This is a genomic window from Tatumella ptyseos ATCC 33301 (genome assembly GCF_000735525.1).
GTDB classification, from domain to species: Bacteria; Pseudomonadota; Gammaproteobacteria; order Enterobacterales; family Enterobacteriaceae; genus Tatumella; species Tatumella ptyseos.
The window spans coordinates 73,643-91,680 of record NZ_JMPR01000046.1; the positions used below are offsets into that span (position 1 = coordinate 73,643).

At 50.3% G+C, this 18,038-nt stretch carries 20 protein-coding genes and 3 tRNA genes; 7 read left to right on the plus strand and 16 right to left on the minus strand.

The window, feature by feature from the left end:
• The first annotated feature begins 15 nt into the window (after window positions 1–15).
• Window positions 16–252 (plus strand): hypothetical protein, encoded by a 237-nt coding sequence (locus GTPT_RS14730; RefSeq protein ID WP_025902532.1) that lies wholly within the window; start codon window positions 16–18, stop codon window positions 250–252.
• Window positions 253–296: 44 nt separating this feature from the next.
• On the opposite strand, the gene GTPT_RS14735 is transcribed toward GTPT_RS14730, so the two are convergent.
• The 4 genes from GTPT_RS14735 to adhP form a co-directional block, all read right to left on the minus strand.
• The gene (locus GTPT_RS14735) at window positions 297–725 is read right to left on the minus strand and encodes an OsmC family protein (RefSeq protein ID WP_025902533.1); all 429 of its coding nucleotides are present in this window, start codon (window positions 723–725) and stop codon (window positions 297–299) included.
• 90 nt (window positions 726–815) lie between these two features.
• A complete protein-coding gene (gene lldD, locus GTPT_RS14740; RefSeq protein WP_025902534.1) occupies window positions 816–1,964 on the minus strand; it encodes an FMN-dependent L-lactate dehydrogenase LldD in 1,149 nt (382 codons plus the stop codon).
• A 2-nt stretch (window positions 1,965–1,966) separates the two neighbouring features.
• Entirely contained in the window at window positions 1,967–2,746 is a 780-nt protein-coding gene (lldR, locus tag GTPT_RS14745; protein ID WP_025902535.1) for a transcriptional regulator LldR, read from the minus strand.
• A gap of 345 nt (window positions 2,747–3,091) precedes the next feature.
• Window positions 3,092–4,111, minus strand: a complete 1,020-nt coding sequence (gene adhP / locus GTPT_RS14750) for an alcohol dehydrogenase AdhP (protein ID WP_029989956.1) — start codon at window positions 4,109–4,111, stop codon at window positions 3,092–3,094.
• Between the two features lie 396 nt (window positions 4,112–4,507).
• Between adhP and GTPT_RS14760 the strand changes: the two genes are divergently transcribed.
• Window positions 4,508–5,107: a nitroreductase family protein gene (locus GTPT_RS14760; RefSeq protein ID WP_025902538.1), complete on the plus strand. Its 600-nt coding sequence runs from the start codon at window positions 4,508–4,510 to the stop codon at window positions 5,105–5,107.
• 42 nt (window positions 5,108–5,149) lie between these two features.
• Here GTPT_RS14760 and GTPT_RS14765 read toward each other — a convergent pair whose 3' ends face one another.
• A complete protein-coding gene (locus tag GTPT_RS14765; RefSeq protein WP_029989955.1) occupies window positions 5,150–6,439 on the minus strand; it encodes a cystathionine gamma-synthase family protein in 1,290 nt (429 codons plus the stop codon).
• A 464-nt stretch (window positions 6,440–6,903) separates the two neighbouring features.
• Between GTPT_RS14765 and GTPT_RS17880 the strand changes: the two genes are divergently transcribed.
• The 3 genes from GTPT_RS17880 to GTPT_RS14775 all read left to right on the plus strand — a co-directional run bounded on the left by GTPT_RS17880 (window position 6,904) and on the right by GTPT_RS14775 (window position 8,066).
• Complete coding sequence (locus tag GTPT_RS17880) at window positions 6,904–7,119, plus strand: hypothetical protein (protein WP_241964886.1); 216 nt, start codon at window positions 6,904–6,906, stop codon at window positions 7,117–7,119.
• An 87-nt stretch (window positions 7,120–7,206) separates the two neighbouring features.
• Window positions 7,207–7,719: an RNase A-like domain-containing protein gene (locus GTPT_RS17885; RefSeq protein ID WP_244875082.1), complete on the plus strand. Its 513-nt coding sequence runs from the start codon at window positions 7,207–7,209 to the stop codon at window positions 7,717–7,719.
• Window positions 7,720–7,739: 20 nt separating this feature from the next.
• Window positions 7,740–8,066 carry a contact-dependent growth inhibition system immunity protein gene (locus tag GTPT_RS14775; protein WP_235501119.1) on the plus strand — a complete coding sequence of 109 codons (327 nt, stop codon included), beginning with the start codon at window positions 7,740–7,742 and terminating at the stop codon, window positions 8,064–8,066.
• Between the two features lie 238 nt (window positions 8,067–8,304).
• Here the strand turns inward: GTPT_RS14775 and rplS are convergent, their stop codons facing one another.
• The 5 genes from rplS to ffh all read right to left on the minus strand — a co-directional run bounded on the left by rplS (window position 8,305) and on the right by ffh (window position 11,824).
• Window positions 8,305–8,652, minus strand: coding sequence for a 50S ribosomal protein L19 (gene rplS / locus GTPT_RS14780; protein WP_025902542.1), 348 nt, complete (start codon window positions 8,650–8,652; stop codon window positions 8,305–8,307).
• 42 nt (window positions 8,653–8,694) lie between these two features.
• On the minus strand, window positions 8,695–9,459 hold the full coding sequence (trmD, locus tag GTPT_RS14785) for a tRNA (guanosine(37)-N1)-methyltransferase TrmD (protein ID WP_025902543.1): 765 nt from the start codon (window positions 9,457–9,459) through the stop codon (window positions 8,695–8,697).
• A 35-nt stretch (window positions 9,460–9,494) separates the two neighbouring features.
• The gene (gene rimM / locus GTPT_RS14790) at window positions 9,495–10,043 is read right to left on the minus strand and encodes a ribosome maturation factor RimM (protein ID WP_025902544.1); all 549 of its coding nucleotides are present in this window, start codon (window positions 10,041–10,043) and stop codon (window positions 9,495–9,497) included.
• A 24-nt stretch (window positions 10,044–10,067) separates the two neighbouring features.
• Entirely contained in the window at window positions 10,068–10,316 is a 249-nt protein-coding gene (rpsP, locus tag GTPT_RS14795) for a 30S ribosomal protein S16 (RefSeq protein WP_025902545.1), read from the minus strand.
• A gap of 146 nt (window positions 10,317–10,462) precedes the next feature.
• Window positions 10,463–11,824 carry a signal recognition particle protein gene (gene ffh, locus GTPT_RS14800; protein WP_025902546.1) on the minus strand — a complete coding sequence of 454 codons (1,362 nt, stop codon included), beginning with the start codon at window positions 11,822–11,824 and terminating at the stop codon, window positions 10,463–10,465.
• 170 nt (window positions 11,825–11,994) lie between these two features.
• Here ffh and GTPT_RS14805 point away from each other — a divergent pair, with 170 nt between their 5' ends.
• Window positions 11,995–12,786: a cytochrome C assembly family protein gene (locus GTPT_RS14805; protein WP_029989951.1), complete on the plus strand. Its 792-nt coding sequence runs from the start codon at window positions 11,995–11,997 to the stop codon at window positions 12,784–12,786.
• A gap of 27 nt (window positions 12,787–12,813) precedes the next feature.
• Entirely contained in the window at window positions 12,814–14,097 is a 1,284-nt protein-coding gene (locus tag GTPT_RS14810) for an HlyC/CorC family transporter (protein ID WP_025902548.1), read from the plus strand.
• Between the two features lie 92 nt (window positions 14,098–14,189).
• Here GTPT_RS14810 and luxS read toward each other — a convergent pair whose 3' ends face one another.
• From luxS to GTPT_RS14845, 6 genes are all read right to left on the minus strand, one after another.
• Window positions 14,190–14,705 carry an S-ribosylhomocysteine lyase gene (luxS, locus tag GTPT_RS14815; protein ID WP_029989949.1) on the minus strand — a complete coding sequence of 172 codons (516 nt, stop codon included), beginning with the start codon at window positions 14,703–14,705 and terminating at the stop codon, window positions 14,190–14,192.
• Window positions 14,706–14,852: 147 nt separating this feature from the next.
• Complete coding sequence (gshA, locus tag GTPT_RS14820) at window positions 14,853–16,415, minus strand: glutamate--cysteine ligase (protein ID WP_029989947.1); 1,563 nt, start codon at window positions 16,413–16,415, stop codon at window positions 14,853–14,855.
• 220 nt (window positions 16,416–16,635) lie between these two features.
• The gene (yqaB, locus tag GTPT_RS14825; protein WP_025902551.1) at window positions 16,636–17,202 is read right to left on the minus strand and encodes a fructose-1-phosphate/6-phosphogluconate phosphatase; all 567 of its coding nucleotides are present in this window, start codon (window positions 17,200–17,202) and stop codon (window positions 16,636–16,638) included.
• A gap of 468 nt (window positions 17,203–17,670) precedes the next feature.
• A tRNA-Arg gene (locus GTPT_RS14835) sits at window positions 17,671–17,747 on the minus strand.
• A gap of 44 nt (window positions 17,748–17,791) precedes the next feature.
• Window positions 17,792–17,868: transfer RNA gene (locus tag GTPT_RS14840), tRNA-Arg, on the minus strand.
• Window positions 17,869–17,919: 51 nt separating this feature from the next.
• Window positions 17,920–17,996 (minus strand) — tRNA-Arg (locus GTPT_RS14845).
• Window positions 17,997–18,038 lie beyond the last annotated feature (42 nt).

Genomic DNA, 18,038 nt, shown 5'->3' on the forward strand with positions numbered 1-18,038 from the left:
GGATAGCGGATAGTTATGAAGTCACAAAAAAACAAGCGGCCACGTAAACCCGGGGGACGCTGGATTTATTATTTGCTGTATCAGGATATTATCTGGCCCTGTCCCGTGCGCTGGGAATGGGAAGCGGGCTATGGTGGCTGGCTGCCTTTCTACTATGCCCCGACATTAGAATTTATTGCCGCCGATCCGGCCCGGGTGATCCGGGTACCGCGCGGGTCAAAATCGCCCGGAAAGACCGGGACAAAGAACTGACAGGGACGGGAGGCCGTAACCTCCCTGACTCTGACACGCCTGAATTAGTTTTCCAGGACGTAATCCAGTGTAATTTCAGTATTCAGCAACTGAGAGACCGGGCAGCCGGATTTGGCTTTATTAATGATCTCTTCAAATTTTTTCTCATCAATCCCCGGAAGTTCAATAACACTTTTCAGTGCCACTTTGGTGATGGCAAAACCTTCACCCTTTTTATCCAGAGAAACATCGGCGGTGGTATCGATGCTTTTCGGCGTATGCCCTGCCTGACCCAGCATCAGAGAAAGCGCCATGGAGAAACAGGCCGCATGGGCTGCGCCAATCAGCTCTTCAGGGTTAGTCCCGGGTTTATCTTCAAAACGGGTGTTAAAGCCATAAGGTTGCTGACTGAGCGCGCCGCTTTCGGTGCTGACAGTCCCTTTACCTTTAATATCGCCTTCCCAGTGAGCCGAACCTTTCTTATGAATCGTCATACTCTCCTCCGTAATAAGATACTCAGTATTCAGTATAGTCGCTCTGTCAGTATTGCCTTGTTTTACCGTGTTACAGGCTATGTTTGCGAATTATCCGGGTAGCTGAAGATTAGCCAGCAAGTCACGGTTTATCTCCGCCACCGATTTTGCCCCGGTCAGGGTCATGGCAACCCGCATTTCGTTGGCGATCAGCGTCAGCAGATTCTCAACCCCCTTCTGCCCGTGAGCCGCCAGAGCATAGATAAATGCACGTCCCAGTAATACGGTGTCAGCGCCCAGCGCCAGCATGCGTACAACATCCAGTCCGTTACGGATACCGCTGTCTGCCAGTAAGGTCAGGTCGCCTTTAACGGCATCGGCTATCGCAGGCATGGCCCTGGCCGTAGAAAGTACGCCATCCAGTTGCCGGCCGCCGTGGTTAGACACCACGATACCATCGGCACCAAAACGTACGGCATCTTTAGCATCTTCCGGGTCGAGAATACCTTTAATGACCATCGGGCCGTCCCAGAAATCACGGATCCATTCCAGATCTTTCCAGGAGATAGACTGATCAAAGTTATTCGCCAGCCAGCCAATATAATCTTCCAATGCCGTCGGTTTGCCGAGATACGCTGAAACATTACCCAGATCATGCGGACGGCCCATAACCCCCACATCCCATGCCCAGGAAGGATGCTGCACTGACTGCAGATAACGGCGTGACGCTGCAAACGGACCACTCATCCCGGAATGGGCATCACGATAACGCGCTCCGGGCGTCGGCATATCTACCGTAAAGACCAGCGTTGAACAGCCCGCAGCTTTGGCTCGTTCCAGTACATTGCGCATAAAACCGCGGTCACGTAAGACATACAACTGAAACCACATGGGGCGGTCAATTGCCGGAGTGACTTCTTCAATCGGACAGACGGACACCGTGGATAATGTGAAAGGGATCCCTGCTTTTGCTGCGGCTTTCGCAGCCTGAACTTCTCCCCTGCGGGCATACATTCCCGTCAGACCTACCGGCCCCAGCGCCACCGGCATCGATAATGTCTCATTAAACAGTTTTGTTTCCAGACTCAGCGAGGACATATTTTTTAATACCCGCTGACGTAATGCGATACCGGACAGGTCATCGGTATTACGTTTCATGGTGTATTCGGTATAAGCCCCGCCATCGATATAATGGAACAGGAAAGGAGGTAAACGTCGCTCCGCGGCGGCACGATAGTCAGATGAAGCAGAAATAATCATGATTAATTCTCTGTGCGTTGCAGAAGGCTGTCAGGCAAACGAATAACTCTGAGTTGTCTGGCATAGTCTTCATCAAGTTGTTGTGTTGTCCTGTGCACGAAACTGAGATGGCAATTGGCTGCGTTACGCGCAGCATCGGCATCACCCCTGAGAATGGCCTGCAACAGATGATCATGTTGTTCCGATAACCGGCTGACAATATCCTCACTGGAAAACATTTGCTGACGACTCTGTAATACCGAGCTGTGCAATAAATCAAACAGTCCGCGCATAGTCTGTAACAACACAGTATTGTGTGACGCTTCAGCAATCATCAGATGAAAACGGGCATCGGCCTGAGCCACGAGGCTGGCATCTCCGCCTTCCTGTAACTCACTCATGGCATCAAAGCAGTACTGTAACCGTTGCTTATCTTCCGCGGTGGCCCTGAGCGCCGCATGCCATGCCGTTCCCGCTTCCAGCGTATGTCTTGCCTCCAGAATATCGGAACGAAAGCCGGGGTTGTCGGGCATCTGTGCCTGCAAAGGCTCGACGATCACCCTTTCCGACCATGGGGAGAGTGCTTTACACACATAGGTCCCGCCCCCCCTGTGCGTGGTCACCACCCCGGCACTGTTCAGTTTCTGAAGTGCTTCCCTGACCGATGCCCGGGAAACCTGCAGCTCCGCCGCAAGTTTACGTTCTGAAGGTAATCGCATTCCGGCCGTCAGTGACTGCTCCCTGATCAGTGTTTGCAGGCGCCTGACCAGCAAATCACTGAGTTTATCTGACGACTTTTCCATTTTTCCCTCCGGCGCGAGCCTCTGTTTCAGACGTTTATCCCGAACAAATGATCTCCTGAAGTTAACGCTGTGTTGTCGGGAGACATCCTAACGACAATGTAAAACCATTGTTAAGTTTATTCGAAACCGATCACAAAATTAGTCTCAGAAGTGTGATTCAGCTTACTTTACAACGAAAACCGGTCTGACCAATTTAACCCGGAATACATTCAGTCGTCCTGTCGTTCCGGCGGGATTTTTTGCCATGCGGGCCGGTGCTTGTCCTTTTTTCTGCGACGCAACATTCTCTGCAACAAAAAAAAAACCCTGACTTTTCGGGTCAGGGCCTGTTTTGCATTCGGGGGGTTAGTGATCGTGTGAACAGAAATCAATCACCATACGACCTTTGATTTTCCCCTGCTCCATCTCATGGAAAATATCATTAATATCTTCAACCTTCCGTTTCTCGACTTTCGGCACCACTTTGCCTTCAGCCGCGAAGCGGAAAGCTTCACTCAGATCTTTACGGGTACCGACCAGCGAACCGACGACTTCAATACCATCCAGTACCAGACGAGGAATATCCAGACTCATAGACTCCGGAGGCAGCCCCACCGCAACCACACGTCCGCCTGCACGTACGCAATCGACGGCTGAATTAAAGGCTGATTTTGCGACCGCTGTAACGACTGCGGCATGAGCTCCGCCACATTTTTCCTGCATCACCTTCGCTGCGTCTTCATTTAACGGGTTAATGGTCAGGTCAGCGCCCATCTCTTTGGCAAATTCAAGCTGGTTTTCATTAACATCAACAGCGACCACTTTCGCATTAAAGACATTCTTCGCATACTGCAGCGCAAGGTTCCCCAGACCGCCCAGACCATAAATGGCAATCCACTGTCCTGGCTGAATATGAGAAACTTTGACCGCTTTATAAGTGGTAACCCCGGCACAGGTAATACTACTGGCGGCGGCAGAATCCAGACCCTCCGGGACTTTAACCGCATAATCCGCGACCACAATACATTCTTCAGCCATACCGCCATCGACGGTATAACCGGCATTTTTTACGCTACGACACAGGGTTTCATTACCGCTGTTACAATACTCACAGTATCCGCATCCCTGGAAGAACCAGGCCACACTGGCACGATCGCCGGGCTTCAGTGAGGTTACGCCCGGACCGATTTCTTTGACCACCCCGATACCTTCATGCCCCAGAATAACGCCGGTTTTATCACCAAAATCACCGTTTTTTACATGAAGATCCGTATGGCATACGCCACAGTACTCCATCTTTAACAGGGCCTCTCCGTGCCCGAGAGGGCGCAGTTTCTTATCAACAATGTCTACACTATGATCTTTAGTTACGACTGCTGCTTTCATGGAAGAACTCCTTAAGACGGGAACAGTGAAAGTAGATATCTCTTACACCAGAGTGTATCGATATATCAGGGTAAAAGAGTTGATATTCATCAGAAAAATTAAATATCCCGGGATATTTTTAGCTCAGTTTACTGACGAGATCGCCCTGTTGTTGATATTACCGCCAAAATCAGACCCGGTACAGGTTAAGGGTTCCGGTAGAAAAAATAGCGGGCAGAGTTATTCACCAGCAAAGAAACACCGCTACACTCTTTGATACTATCAATCATGTTTGTTACTTAGTGTCCGGAGGTATTATTTACGAGGTAAGCATCCCCCTGTCACTCAGACAGGCGAATACCTCACAGCCCCCTCGCGGAACTCCCGGGGACGTGACCCCATAACGAAGGAGACGATATGTCGCAAAGTTTTAATGCACTGGCCGAAAAACGCAGAACTATCTACGCCCTGGGTCCCACGCTGCCGCTGGCAGAAGATGAGGTTATAGCTCTTATCCGGACGGCTATCCGAAATGCCCCCTCGGCCTTCAACTCGCAGAGTTCGCGGGCGCTGATCCTGCTGGGCGAGGAACATAAAAAATTCTGGGCACTGACCGGTGATCAACTGAAAAAACGTGTTGCGGCCGATGCTTTCGTTAACACCGAAAAAAAACTGGCCGGCTTTGCAGCCGCAGCAGGTTCCGTCCTGTTTTTTGAAGACCAGCAGGTGGTGAGCGGACTGCAGCAGCAGTTCCCGTCCTATGCGGATAATTTCCCGATCTGGTCAGAACACAGTACAGGAATTGCCCAATATGCTGTCTGGCTGGCACTGGCAGAAAAAGGTATCGGGGCGAACCTGCAGCACTATAACCCGCTGGTAGATGAGGATGTACAGCAGACATGGAATATTCCGGCAAGCTGGAAACTGCGGGCGCAGATGAACTTCGGTTCCATCGAAGCCCCGGCGGGAGAGAAAACCTATATTCCTGACAGCGAGCGTTTTATCGTTGCTCGCTAAGCGTTAAGCCTTATGCCGGCCGGCTGGCCGGCATAAAAAGCATTACTCAGACAGAGATTCCAGCGCCTGTTGCAGGTCGGCAATCAGATCTGCCGGGTGCTCGATCCCGATAGACACGCGGACCGTAGTCTCGTAGATGGCAAAAGCTTCGCGGGTTTCTTTTGCGACACCGGAGTGTGTGGTCGTTGCCGGGTGGCTTGCCAGCGATTCAGTTCCCCCCAGACTGACAGCCAGCCTGAAAATTTTCAGGTGGTTCAGGAAACGGAAGGCATCCGCCTGTGTCTGTCCGACATCAAAGGAAAAGGTGGAACCTGCCCCCTGGCATTGCTGCTGATACAGTTTACCTTCCGGAGTCTCTGCACCTTTGAACGGCAGATAATTGACCGCCGAAATTCCGGGATGTTGTTGCAGAAATTCAGCCACTTTCTGTGCGTTATTATTCGCTTTTTCCATGCGTAACTGCAACGTTTCCAGAGAACGCCCCAGCATCCAGCAGGAGTGCGGGTCAAGCTGTGTACCTATCGCACTACGCATCTGCCTGACCGGTGCCATCAGCGCACGACTGCCCATTGCTGCACCGGCCACCAGGTCAGAATGCCCGCCGACATATTTTGTCAGGGAGTACACACTGATATCCGCACCAAGCGCCAGCGGACGCTGAAAGACCGGCCCGAGCAATGTATTATCGCAGACTACCGGCGGACGGAAGCCCTGTAACGTTTCGATTTCATCGGCAAGTCTGGCAAGCAGACGGATATCCGCCAGAGAGTTCGTCGGGTTAGCCGGTGTTTCCACAAAAATAGCCGCCACACGACCGGTGCTGAGTGCAGCTTTGGCCGACGCCAGCATCGGCGCATATTCCAGCGCATGACTCAACGGATGACTGCTGATCCCTAACCGGGCCAGGGTTTTATTGAACAGGGTTTCTGTCCCCCCGTAAAGCGGCTGGGTTTTCAGAACCACATCCCCTGGCTGGCACAGCGTCAGTAATACTGAGCTTATCGCAGACATCCCGGATGAAAACAGGGCACAACGTTCGGCACCTTCATACAGCGCCAGACGATCTTCCACAATTTCACTGTTTGGATGGTTAAAACGGGAATACACCAGCCCTTCGCGGGTTCCGTCCGGGGCAGCCTGACGCCCGCTGGCGACATCAAAGAAGGTTTTCCCTTCTTCTGCGGTGCGAAAAATAAAGGTTGAGGTAAGGAAAACCGGAGGCTTCACCGCACCTTCAGATAACATCGGGTCATAACCATAGCTGGTCATCAATGTTTCCGGGTGCAACTGATGCTCTCCCTGGCGGGTTTTAATGGTTTTACCGTCACTCATAACATGTTCCTGTCGTCGTCAGTCCCCGTATTCACGGGCCCGGGTCTACAGCGTCAGACTATCTGACCTGCAACCGCGGATGAATGAACACATGATAACATTTCCGGACGAAAAGTTGTGTCAGTCCCGCATAAATGCCTGGCAGCCAGAGGCTGTGGTCGGGAGATATTCAGTCAGGTATTGAATAAGGTTAGCAATTCCACATCACCGGTCATAGAAGGGAGTCCTGTCAGTCATTTCAGAGAGACTCATATGACTAAGACCGGAAATCGTCCTGACAAATCCGGCCAGCGCCCGGATTAGCAAAGTCATCAGCCGCTGACCGTTAAAGACCCAGTCCCGGGCAGATAAACTTTTGGAAAACCGTGAGGAAGGCTATCAAAACTGGCATCTCCCTACAGGAAGTACTTTCAAAAATTAAATCTCCGTAATAGCCTTACCTCTGCGATTAAAAGGATTTGATAATGAATAAGGATGAAGGGCTAAGTTTTGTTTTATCACCCGTACAATTGGCAGCTATCGTTCGCTACGAGACAGTAAGCGAAGGTGAGGTCCTCAGTAATCGCCTTTGGGGAGGTTTAAGTGTCGTTGGTAGTGTTGCGGAAATTTTCGGTGCTGGCATTTTATGCATTGTGCCTGAACCTACCATGATCACCAAAACAGGTTGTATTGTTGTTTGAGCTCATAGTCTTGATGCTCTTAATGCCTCTTTGAGACAGGTTTGGAGCGGGCGTCGATCAGAAACAGCGACTTCCCGATTAGCCGAAATGGCTGCGGAGCAACTTGGGGCTGATTCTGCCACCGCTTACAGAGTGGGTATAACCGTTGACCTTACCGTACCCTTTATTTTCGCTTCAGCGGCAGGCGTAGCAAGAATCGCCTCAGTATATTCTGGTCGTATCAGGCTGAAAGAGCATGAGGGGGGAAGATTGGGGCATACAATAGCCCGTCATGTTGGAAGAACACCAGAACAACTTATTGCCCGTTTATCAGAGCCGCGTGCCCCTCATATCTCAGCCAGTTTTAAAAATATCAGACAGGCTGAACTGATTATTTCTGAAGTACTCTCTGTTAAGAGCCGACAGATTGAATATGCCCTGAAATACACATATACCCGCGCTACACTCGTTTATGCACACCGATTTAATTTTCCAATAGGAACCTACGTAGAGCGGGGGGCGACTGAGGTTAAAAAGGCCTATGGTATCCGGCTCGTCATCAGGCCTGCAACATTCAATGGCAGACAATATTATCTGGTTACGGCCTTCCCAACACCATAAGGGGTGATATGGATACTGATATGACTAAATCCTGTGAGATGGATAACCTCGTTGTGGCGTACTATGGCCAGGATTGTGATATTTTCGATCCCGGGTGTAATTTCGATAACTTACTGAATGAATACATGGCCACTTCTTCCCCATTCCATCTAAGAATGCTGCTGGCTAACATTCAGGAATTTGAGCAGGAGCCGATGGGTCTGAAGGTTTTTACCGTGCGATACAGCGTTGATTTTGCGCCCGACAGATGGAATATGACAGCAGCAGAATGGCTCAGTGCCGTTAAAATGAGAGTCATCGAATACCTTCACGCGAATGGCAACTCCTCAGAATTATCAAAATTTTGAGATCTCCGGCAAAAAACCCCGCTGAGCCGGATCCGTTAAACAAAATTCTTCTGTATCGTTATCACGAAAATTCAGCGGCACTACGCTCCCCAATAAGTCTGCAACATCGTTCTTTTACACGGGTTACCCGCAGACTTATGACCGCCGCCGGGTGGTTGCCCGGCAGGTAAAAAAAAGGGGCTGGCCACTGGCCAACCCCTTTCTGCTATTAACTTTCAGATGTCGCGTTAGCGATACCTTAGTTAAGACGCTCTTTGATACGAGCAGCCTTACCAGTACGCTCACGCAGGTAGTACAGTTTGGCCTGACGTACAGCACCACGACGTTTAACAGCAATGCTGTCAATTACTGGTGAGTGAGTCTGGAATACACGCTCAACACCTTCGCCGTTAGAAATCTTACGAACAGTGAATGCAGAGTGCAGACCGCGGTTACGAATAGCGATAACCACGCCCTCGAATGCCTGCAGACGTTTTTTAGAACCTTCAACGACCCATACTTTCACTTCCACGGAGTCACCCGGACGGAATGAAGGTACATCCTGTTTCATCTGTTCTTGTTCAATTTGTTTAATAATGTTGCTCATAATTAAATCTCTTATCCTGGGTAAACTGATATTCAGGGAAGATTACTCTTCCATATCATCATGTTGTTGCTGCTGATGTTCCTTACGGAACTCACGCAACAATTTAGTTTGCTCTTCAGTCAGAGCCAGGTTTTCCAGAAGCTCAGGTCTTCTTAGCCAGGTACGGCCTAACGACTGCTTCAGGCGCCAGCGGCGGATTTCAGCATGGTTTCCCGACAGCAGAACCGGCGGTACCTCCACACCCTCTAACACTTCAGGTCGGGTATAATGCGGACAATCCAGCAATCCGTCAGAAAACGAGTCTTCTTCCGCCGATGCCTGTTTCCCGAGAACTCCCGGAATAAACCGGGCGACCGAGTCAATCATCGTCATTGCCGGCAGTTCCCCGCCGCTGAGCACATAATCACCGATTGACCATTCTTCATCAATTTCGGCGTCGATTACCCGCTCATCAATACCTTCATACCTGCCACAAACCAGAATCAGCTTCCGGTCGGCGGCGAGTTCGCAAACGCCCTGTTGGTCCAGTTTGCGTCCCTGAGGTGAAAGGTAAATCACCTTAGCACCTTCACCTGCCGCTGCTTTCGCTGCATGGATAGCATCCCGCAAAGGTTGCACCATCATCAGCATTCCCGGCCCGCCCCCATAAGGACGGTCGTCGACAGTACGATGCCTGTCATGTGTGAAATCTCTTGGACTCCAGCACTGAATGCTGAGCAGACCGTTTTTTACAGCCCGGCCAGTTACCCCGTAATCGGTAATCGAACGAAACATCTCTGGAAAGAGGCTAATCACACCAATCCACATAGCGTTCGCCGTTGGTTTACCGTTATGCCCGGAGATCAAAAACCAGGATCCCAATCTACTTCAATTGTGCCAGCAGAGAGATCGACTTTTCTGATAACCTGTTCATAAAGAAACGGGATTAACCGCTCTTTAGCGCCAAAAGCATCTTTCAGGTTTGCCTTTACAACCATAACGTCGTTCGACCCGGTTTCCATCATATCAATGACTTTCCCCATCGCGTAACCTTCAACGTTAACTACCTGGCAACCAATAAGGTCTTTCCAGTAGTAGTCACCGTCTTCCAGTTCGGGCAACTGCGTCGAATCAACCACAATTTCGCAATTGGTTAATTGAGCCGCCGCATCACGATCATCAATGCCTTTGACTTTGATAATCATGTCCTGATTGTGATTTTTCCAGCCTTCCAGTTCAACCTGCTGCCATTGACCGGCACGCTGAATAAACCAGGGTTGGTAATCAAAGATACGCTCAGCGTCTTCAGTGGAAGAAAACACTTTGAGCCAACCACGAATACCGTAGGCCGCTCCCATCTTTCCTAACGTAAGAGAATTAACAGGAGGTTGTGCGGTAGATTTTCTGGTCATGCTCATGTTCGCCACCGTGACAGATTAAGCTGCTTTTTTCGCTTCTTTAACCAGCGCGTTAACGCGGTCAGAAACAGTTGCGCCTAAGCCAACCCAGTGCTCAATGCGATCCAGGTCCAGACGCAGTCCTTCAGCCTGACCAGATGCAACCGGGTTGAAGAAACCAACGCGCTCAATAAAACGACCATTACGCGCATTACGGCTGTCAGTAACGACAACCTGATAGAATGGACGCTTTTTAGCGCCGTGACGTGCCAAACGAATTGTTACCATAACATCCTCTTTAGTTAATAAAACAACCGGGCCCCATCGAGGAACGGGGCCCGGGTGCAATATAAAAAGCCCGAAAATTTTACTCATTTTGGCGCAAAAAGCAACCTGTTAAGTCAATAAGACGCCGGGCTTTTCATTATTCCGGCTTAACGGCCTGGAAATCCTGGCGGCATCGCCCCTTTCATGCCACGTAACATCTTGGCCATGCCACCTTTTTTCATCTTTTTCATCATCCGCTGCATATCATCAAATTGTTTCAGCAGGCGGTTGACATCCTGAACCTGTAAACCACAACCGGTCGCAATACGACGCTTACGCGAACCTTTGATGATTTCCGGCTTCTCACGCTCTTTACGTGTCATAGAGTTGATAATGGCTTCCATACGGACCAGCACCTTATCATCCATCTGTGATTTTACGTTGTCCGGTAACTGCCCCATGCCCGGCAGTTTACCCATCAGGCTGGCCATGCCACCCATATTACGCATCTGCTTCAATTGTTGCAGGAAGTCATTCAGGTCAAAACCGTCGCCGGTTTTCAGCTTCTTCGCCAGCTTTTCAGCCTGATCGCGGTCAACTTTACTCTCAATATCTTCGATAAGCGACAACATGTCGCCCATGCCGAGAATACGTGAAGCAATACGCTCCGGGTAGAAAGCTTCCAGAGCTTCTGTTTTTTCACCCATACCCATAAACTTGATCGGTTTACCGGTAATATGGCGAATAGACAGCGCAGCCCCTCCGCGGGCATCACCATCCACTTTCGTCAGGATAACCCCGGTCAGAGGCAGGGCTTCGTTAAAGGCTTTCGCGGTATTGGCCGCATCCTGACCGGTCATGGCATCGACAACAAACAGGGTTTCTACCGGGTTGATCGCAGCATGAACCTGTTTGATTTCATCCATCATCGCTTCATCGACATGCAAACGACCGGCGGTATCCACCAGCAGCACATCGTAAAACTTCAGTCTGGCTTCATTTAACGCCTGGCTGACAATTTCTACCGGTTTCTGAGAAATATCAGAAGGACAGAAATCCACCCCCACCTGTTCCGCCAGGGTTTCCAATTGTTTGATCGCCGCAGGGCGATAGACGTCGGCAGAGACCACAAGGACTTTCTTCTTGTGTTTCTCTTTCAGGAATTTACCTAATTTCCCGACGCTGGTCGTCTTACCAGCCCCCTGCAAACCTGCCATCAGAACCACGGCCGGTGGCTGTGCAGCAAGGTTCAGAGTGTTGTTCTCGGCCCCCATCGCAGCCACCAGTTCATCACGAACTATCTTGATGAACTCCTGGCCCGGGGTCAGGCTTTTATTAACATCGTGCCCGACGGCACTCTCTTTAACCCTGGAGATAAAATCACGGACTACCGGCAGGGCAACATCTGCCTCCAGTAATGCCATGCGCACTTCACGCAGAGTGTCTTTAATATTGTCTTCTGTCAGCCTTCCGCGGCCGCTGATATTGCGCAGTGTTTGCGACAAACGATCGGTTAAATTATCAAACATTATCTATCACTCAGAATATATAGCGAAGCCGCCTGTGCGACATTTTCCGTGCAGTATAACATGAAGCGTCAGCGATCTCTGCAATTGACCATCAGATCGTTTGGCGCAAGTCGCTGCTAACGCTATACTGCCCTTCTGAACACTCACTGATGGCTAACACGAAACCTTTTATGTCAGTTTTTGCGATTTTGGCGCTATTCGCCTATTCACTGAGTCTCGCATTGATCATACCAAGCCTGCTGACCCGGAGCAGTGGCTGGCGGCGCATGGCTATGCTTTCGGCGGTCATCGCGCTGATCTCTCATGGCGTTGCTATTGAACAGCGGATTTTCCTGCCAGGCCCAGTACAGAACTTCAGTTTACTGAACACAGGTTCACTGGTCAGCCTGATGATTTGTGCGGTGATGACGATTGTCGCGTCACGTAACCGGGGCTGGCTGCTACTGCCATTTGTCTACAGTTTCTCACTGATCAACCTGACCTTTGCCACCTTTGTTCCTAATGCCTTCCTGACGCACCTGGAAGCTACGCCCGGGATACTGGTTCACATCGGCCTGGCGCTTTTCGCCTATGCAACACTGATTATCGCGGCTCTGTATGCCCTGCAACTGGCATGGATTGATTACCAACTGAAAAACAAGAAGCTGGCTTTCAGCCATGATATGCCTCCACTGATGGTGATTGAACGCAAAATGTTCCACATTACTCAGGTCGGTGTGGTGCTTCTGACGCTGGTGCTGTGTAGCGGCCTGTTCTATATGCATGACCTCTTTTCGGAAGATAATATCGATAAAGCCGTACTTTCCATACTCGCCTGGTTTGTCTATATCGTATTGCTATGGGGACATTACCGTGAAGGCTGGCGTGGTCGCCGGGTGGTCTGGTTTAACTGCGGCGGAGCCGTGCTCCTGACGATGGCCTATTTTGGCAGCCGTACGCTTGAATATCTGTTAACCCGCTAATTTATTAAAACAAAAGGAAATTTCTCGTTGGATCAGGTTTCAACCTCTACGCTAATTATCATACTGGTCATCATGATCCTGGTCTCCGCCTGGTTTGCCGGCTCTGAAACCGGCATGATGACGCTGAATCGTTATAAACTGCGTCACAATGCACGCAATGGTGACCGTGCCGCAAAACGGGTCGAGAAACTGTTATCCAAACCTGACCGCCTGATCAGTCTGGTACTGATCGGCAACAACCTGGTAAATATTCTGGCCTCCTCGCTGGCAACGATTGTCGGTATCCGTCTGTACGGAAATACCGGGGTGGCCATTGCCACCGGGATCCTGACCTTCGTCGTGCTGGTCTTTGCAGAGGTTCTGCCGAAGACGATTGCTGCGCTCTACCCGGAAAAAGTGGCCTATCCGAGCAGTTTTTTACTGGCCCCCTTGCAGATCATTATGATGCCCATCGTCTGGCTGCTGAACTCCATCACCCGTGTTCTGATGCGGCTTGTCGGTATTCGTACCAGTGGTGCCGTCAACTCTGCGCTGAGTAAAGAGGAGTTACGCACCATTGTCCACGAATCGCGCTCGCTGATGTCACGACGGAATCAGGATATGCTGCTGTCCGTGCTGGACCTGGAAAAAGTCACCGTCGATGACATTATGGTGCCCCGCAATGAAATCGTCGGGATCAATGTCAATGATGACTGGAAATCCATCATCCGTCAGCTGACCCACTCCCCTCATGGCCGCATTGTTTTATTCCGCGATACACTGGATGACACCGTCGGTATGCTGCGGGTTCGGGAAGCCTGGCGCATGATGACGGAAAAGAAAGAGTTCACCAAAGAAAACCTGCTGCGGGCGGCCGATGAGATTTATTACGTGCCTCAGGGGACGGCATTGAATATGCAACTGGTGAAGTTCCAGAGGAATAAGAAGAAAGCGGGTCTGATCGTCGATGAATATGGTGACATCAAAGGTCTGGTGACTATTGAAGATATTCTGGAAGAGATTGTCGGCGACTTCACCACCTCGATGTCCCCTTCTCTGGCAGAAGAGGTGATGCCGCAGAATGATGGTTCTGTACTGATAGATGGCAGTGCGAATGTCCGGGAAATCAATAAAGCCTTTAACTGGACGCTGCCGGAAGATGGTGCGCGTACCATTAATGGCATGTTACTGGAAGCACTGGAAGAGATCCCTCAGGTCCAGCGAAAAGTACAGATTGGGCACTACGCTGTCGAGATCCTGGATGTTCAGGACAATATGATCAAGCAGACGCGGATCACGCCACATACCACCCTCCAGGAATCTCTGGGATAAATACTCCGGCATCAAAAAAGGCGACGAACCTTCCGGTTCCGTCGCCTTTTTTATCTCAGGAGCCTGATGGCTGCTCCCGATTTGTCTTAAAACTAAATATGTAACTCTTTCAGTGTTTCAGCCGGTAGCGCCAGTTCATCATTGTGGTTCACGCGAACATCATGGCTGATAATGTGACGGGCGATATCCTGAGCTTCTTCCAGAGAGTGCATCTCGTAAGTACCGCACTGGAACTCATTCAGTTCAGGAATTTTGCGCTGGTCAGTCACTTTCAGGACATCTTCCATCGCCGCTTTCCAGGCATCTGCCACACGCTGCTCTTCCGGCGTACCGATCAGGCTCATGTAGAACCCTGTGCGACAGCCCATCGGAGAAATATCGATAATTTCCACGTCCTGACCGTTCAGGTGATTACGCATGAAACCTGCAAACAGGTGTTCAAGAGTGTGGATCCCGCGTTCAGGCATCACTTCTTTGTTAGGGATGCAAAAACGCAGATCGAACACAGTAATAGTGTCGCCATGAGGAGTGTTCATGGTTTTCGCAACACGAACCGCAGGCGCTGCCATACGGGTATGATCAACAGTAAAACTATCCAGCAATGGCATATCGTTACCTCTTTTAAAAAAAATTTTTATCTTTTATGAACTTTTTCACCGGGCGTGCGTCTGAGTATATGAAAGACGCGCATTTGTTATCATCATCCCTGACAACAGAGATGTTTATTTGGCCACAGTGATGTGGCCTTTCTTTTTTCAGCCTTTCCTGCCCGCCAGATACTCTTCGAAACTCAGTGTATCATTCGCTTCAATTTTCTTCTGTGCAAGAACCGATGCTTCAGCCTGGTGACGGAACTGTTCATCCGTAAGCACCTCCAGCGGTTCAGACACTAACATCTGATGGTAGTGTTCTGCCAGTGTGATCCCTGCGCCTGCCAGACCTTGCTGCTGCATATCCCGCAGGATACGCGCAGAATACGTCTGCTCCGGGTCTTCCACCGAGCGTAACAGGTTTTGGCAAACCTGCTGATAGTGGTCACCTTCCTGAGTCGAATCCAGAACCTTCGCGATACGTTCCAGTCCCTCAAACAAACCAAGCCCCGCTTCTTTAAGGGGATAAACGAATTCTCCGCAACCTGAACGTAAGGTCAACCCGGGCTTACGCCCTTCCATCACCACCCGATTCCAGTTACCACGGGTGCATTGGAGTTCGTCTGCACTCATTTCCGGAGCTTCAGCCAGCGCACACCAGATCAGGAACATATCCAGGAAGCGCACCTGCTCATCATTAATACCGATCGGCGTGAACGGGTTCACATCAAGAGAACGAACTTCAATATATTCTATTCCGCCCCGTTTCAGTGCTTCTGAAGGCGCTTCTCCGGAACGGATAACCCGTTTCGGACGGATAGGCGCATAGAGTTCATTCTCAATCTGTAGCACATTCGTATTCAACTGAATACGTTTACCCTCACTGTCCGTCACTCCCAGTTTAGCATACTGTTCTGAAGGGGTTTTGATCGCCTTTTTCAGCGCCGCAACATACCCTTCAAGGGAATTGAAGGTAATGCCCAATGCACTCTGTGATTTATTGGTATATCCGAGGTCACTCAGACGCAGTGACGTTGCATACGGCAGCCACAGCGTACCTTTGCCGTTACCCTCCAGCGGCAGGTCTCCTGCGCCCTGAGGAAGAAAAGTCTCACAGATAGCCGGGGATGCGCCAAACAGGTAAGGAATAACCCAGCCAAAACGGTAATAGTTACGAATGAGCTGCAGATAACCGTCAGAGACGTCATCTTTATCCGGAGCGGCATCCTTTTCTGCGAACTTTGCTTTCCAGAAGGCTTCAGGCAGAGAGAAATTGTAATGCAGTCCTGAAATCACCTGCATCAGTGAGCCATAACGATGTTTCAGCCCTTCGCGATAGACCGTTTTCATCCGTCCGATATTCGAGGTGCCGTACTGCGCCAGAGTGATATTTTCAGGATCCCGGATGATACAGGGCATACTGAACGGCCACAGGCGCTCGTTCCCCAGTTCACGGCTCACATGACGGTGGATATCCCGTAAAAAGGCCAGTAAATGAGAAACATCACGATCCACGGGAGTGACAAATTCCAGCAACGATTCGGCAAAATCGGTGATTATCCACTCATGAGTCAGTGCGGACCCCAACGTGCCAGGATGCCCCTGCTGTGATAAATGCCCGTCAGGCTGAACCCTCAGGGATTCACGTTCAATACCACGACCAATGCCGGTTAAGGCTTCAGGATGCTTTTCCAGCCAGCTTAATGCTTCAGATACGTCAGGTATCACTGTCACCTCCCACGGTGATAATAATGTCTTATAGTTCTGTTCACAGTCGCAGTGTAGCAACGAACCAAAAGATACGAAAAACCCAAAGAGTCGGAACTGCGGCCAGGATCGGGCCACTGATGATCACTCTTGCAGACTGTCTGCGGGTAACGCCCGACAGAACTGCGTAAAACTCTCGTTTGCACAGAAAAAAGGACGCTGGTCTGCATAACATCATGCGTCAGTGTGTTCGCACATCAACGGCATCCATTCCTGCCGCCTTTGCCGCACGGAGACCAAAATCAGCGTCTTCAAACACCACACATTTCTCAGGTGTCACGCCCATAAGCCTGGCACATTCCAGGAAGGTCTGCGGGTCCGGTTTATGGTGCTGTACATCATCAGCACCGACCAGCACATCAAAAAGGTGCCGGACACCGTGGTGAGTCAGTAAACGGTCGGCCATGGCATGGCTGCTTCCTGTACCGACAGCCAGCGGCAGACGTCCGTGATACTGTCTGGCCACACTGATTAATGGTAAAAGCGCTGAGTGTGTCAGTAATATTTTATCCAGATACTGCTCTTTTTCTGCTGCTAACTGATACGAATCGAATGTAACGTTATTCGCAATGATAATCTGATGGGCTATTTTCCAGGACGGTGCACCGTTAAGTGCGATCATTTGTTCGAAAGAGAACGTCAGGCGGTACTTTTCTAACACTTGCGTCCATGCCTGTCGGTGTGCCGGCTCACTGTTTACCAGCGTGCCATCCATATCAAAAATAAGCCCGTCATAATGATCGTACATAGTGACTCCAGACTAAACCGATAAGTCGTTACTTTATATTAATGAAGATGAATTGTCGCTGTCCTGAGTAAACCGTAAATGCTAATGCAAAAAAACTGCTAACGAACTGATGCCCAATGGAAATCACTGCACTATTGTTCGTGCTGCTGTTCGTGCCGCGCTCTGACGAAACCGGCTTTTCGTCTGTCAGTGCCGGCGCAGAGACAGCCACAGACGGGCACAGGCTTCCGGCAGAGAGAAACACTAAAGACAGACAGATTCAGAGCACCACTGGCAGACGGCGGCAGGAAACGTGTTTACACGGAATAAAGGATGGGGATGCCGTTCGCGACGCGTTGATCCCGCGGTGGCAGTCGGTGGCTTTCAGTAAGCAGTAAGCAGTAAGCAGTAAGCAGTAAGCAGTAAGCAGTAAGCAGTAAGCAGTAAATATACAGAAAAAAACAGGGGGGAAAGCAGAACATTCAGAAATGGTGCATCCGGGAGGATTCGAACCTCCGACCGCCCGGTTCGTAGCCGGGTACTCTATCCAGCTGAGCTACGGATGCATTGGAAAAGCTAATATAACGGTGACAACGGGTAATACATAAAATGGTGCATCCGGGAGGATTCGAACCTCCGACCGCTCGGTTCGTAGCCGAGTACTCTATCCAGCTGAGCTACGGATGCATCGGAAAAACTTTATTGATGGACTGTACAACCTGGGATACTACACGAGAATGGTGCATCCGGGAGGATTCGAACCTCCGACCGCTCGGTTCGTAGCCGAGTACTCTATCCAGCTGAGCTACGGATGCATTTTAGAATTCTTGTATAATGCAGAGTGCTGCTATCACATC

Bases quoted from the DNA above. Each gene is read 5' to 3' on its own strand.
- rpsP (WP_025902545.1), bottom strand. From the start codon at position 10,316: ATGGTAACAATTCGTTTGGCACGTCACGGCGCTAAAAAGCGTCCATTC.
- lldD (WP_025902534.1), bottom strand. From the start codon at position 1,964: ATGATTATTTCTGCTTCATCTGACTATCGTGCCGCCGCGGAGCGACGT.
- trmD (WP_025902543.1), bottom strand. From the start codon at position 9,459: ATGTGGATTGGTGTGATTAGCCTCTTTCCAGAGATGTTTCGTTCGATT.
- GTPT_RS14735 (WP_025902533.1), bottom strand. From the start codon at position 725: ATGACGATTCATAAGAAAGGTTCGGCTCACTGGGAAGGCGATATTAAA.
- GTPT_RS14730 (WP_025902532.1), top strand. From the start codon at position 16: ATGAAGTCACAAAAAAACAAGCGGCCACGTAAACCCGGGGGACGCTGG.
- adhP (WP_029989956.1), bottom strand. From the start codon at position 4,111: ATGAAAGCAGCAGTCGTAACTAAAGATCATAGTGTAGACATTGTTGAT.
- ffh (WP_025902546.1), bottom strand. From the start codon at position 11,824: ATGTTTGATAATTTAACCGATCGTTTGTCGCAAACACTGCGCAATATC.
- rplS (WP_025902542.1), bottom strand. From the start codon at position 8,652: ATGAGCAACATTATTAAACAAATTGAACAAGAACAGATGAAACAGGAT.
- lldR (WP_025902535.1), bottom strand. From the start codon at position 2,746: ATGGAAAAGTCGTCAGATAAACTCAGTGATTTGCTGGTCAGGCGCCTG.
- yqaB (WP_025902551.1), bottom strand. From the start codon at position 17,202: ATGTACGATCATTATGACGGGCTTATTTTTGATATGGATGGCACGCTG.
- luxS (WP_029989949.1), bottom strand. From the start codon at position 14,705: ATGCCATTGCTGGATAGTTTTACTGTTGATCATACCCGTATGGCAGCG.
- GTPT_RS17885 (WP_244875082.1), top strand. From the start codon at position 7,207: ATGGCTGCGGAGCAACTTGGGGCTGATTCTGCCACCGCTTACAGAGTG.
- GTPT_RS14760 (WP_025902538.1), top strand. From the start codon at position 4,508: ATGTCGCAAAGTTTTAATGCACTGGCCGAAAAACGCAGAACTATCTAC.
- GTPT_RS14765 (WP_029989955.1), bottom strand. From the start codon at position 6,439: ATGAGTGACGGTAAAACCATTAAAACCCGCCAGGGAGAGCATCAGTTG.
- GTPT_RS14775 (WP_235501119.1), top strand. From the start codon at position 7,740: ATGACTAAATCCTGTGAGATGGATAACCTCGTTGTGGCGTACTATGGC.
- rimM (WP_025902544.1), bottom strand. From the start codon at position 10,043: ATGACCAGAAAATCTACCGCACAACCTCCTGTTAATTCTCTTACGTTA.
- GTPT_RS17880 (WP_241964886.1), top strand. From the start codon at position 6,904: ATGAATAAGGATGAAGGGCTAAGTTTTGTTTTATCACCCGTACAATTG.
- GTPT_RS14805 (WP_029989951.1), top strand. From the start codon at position 11,995: ATGTCAGTTTTTGCGATTTTGGCGCTATTCGCCTATTCACTGAGTCTC.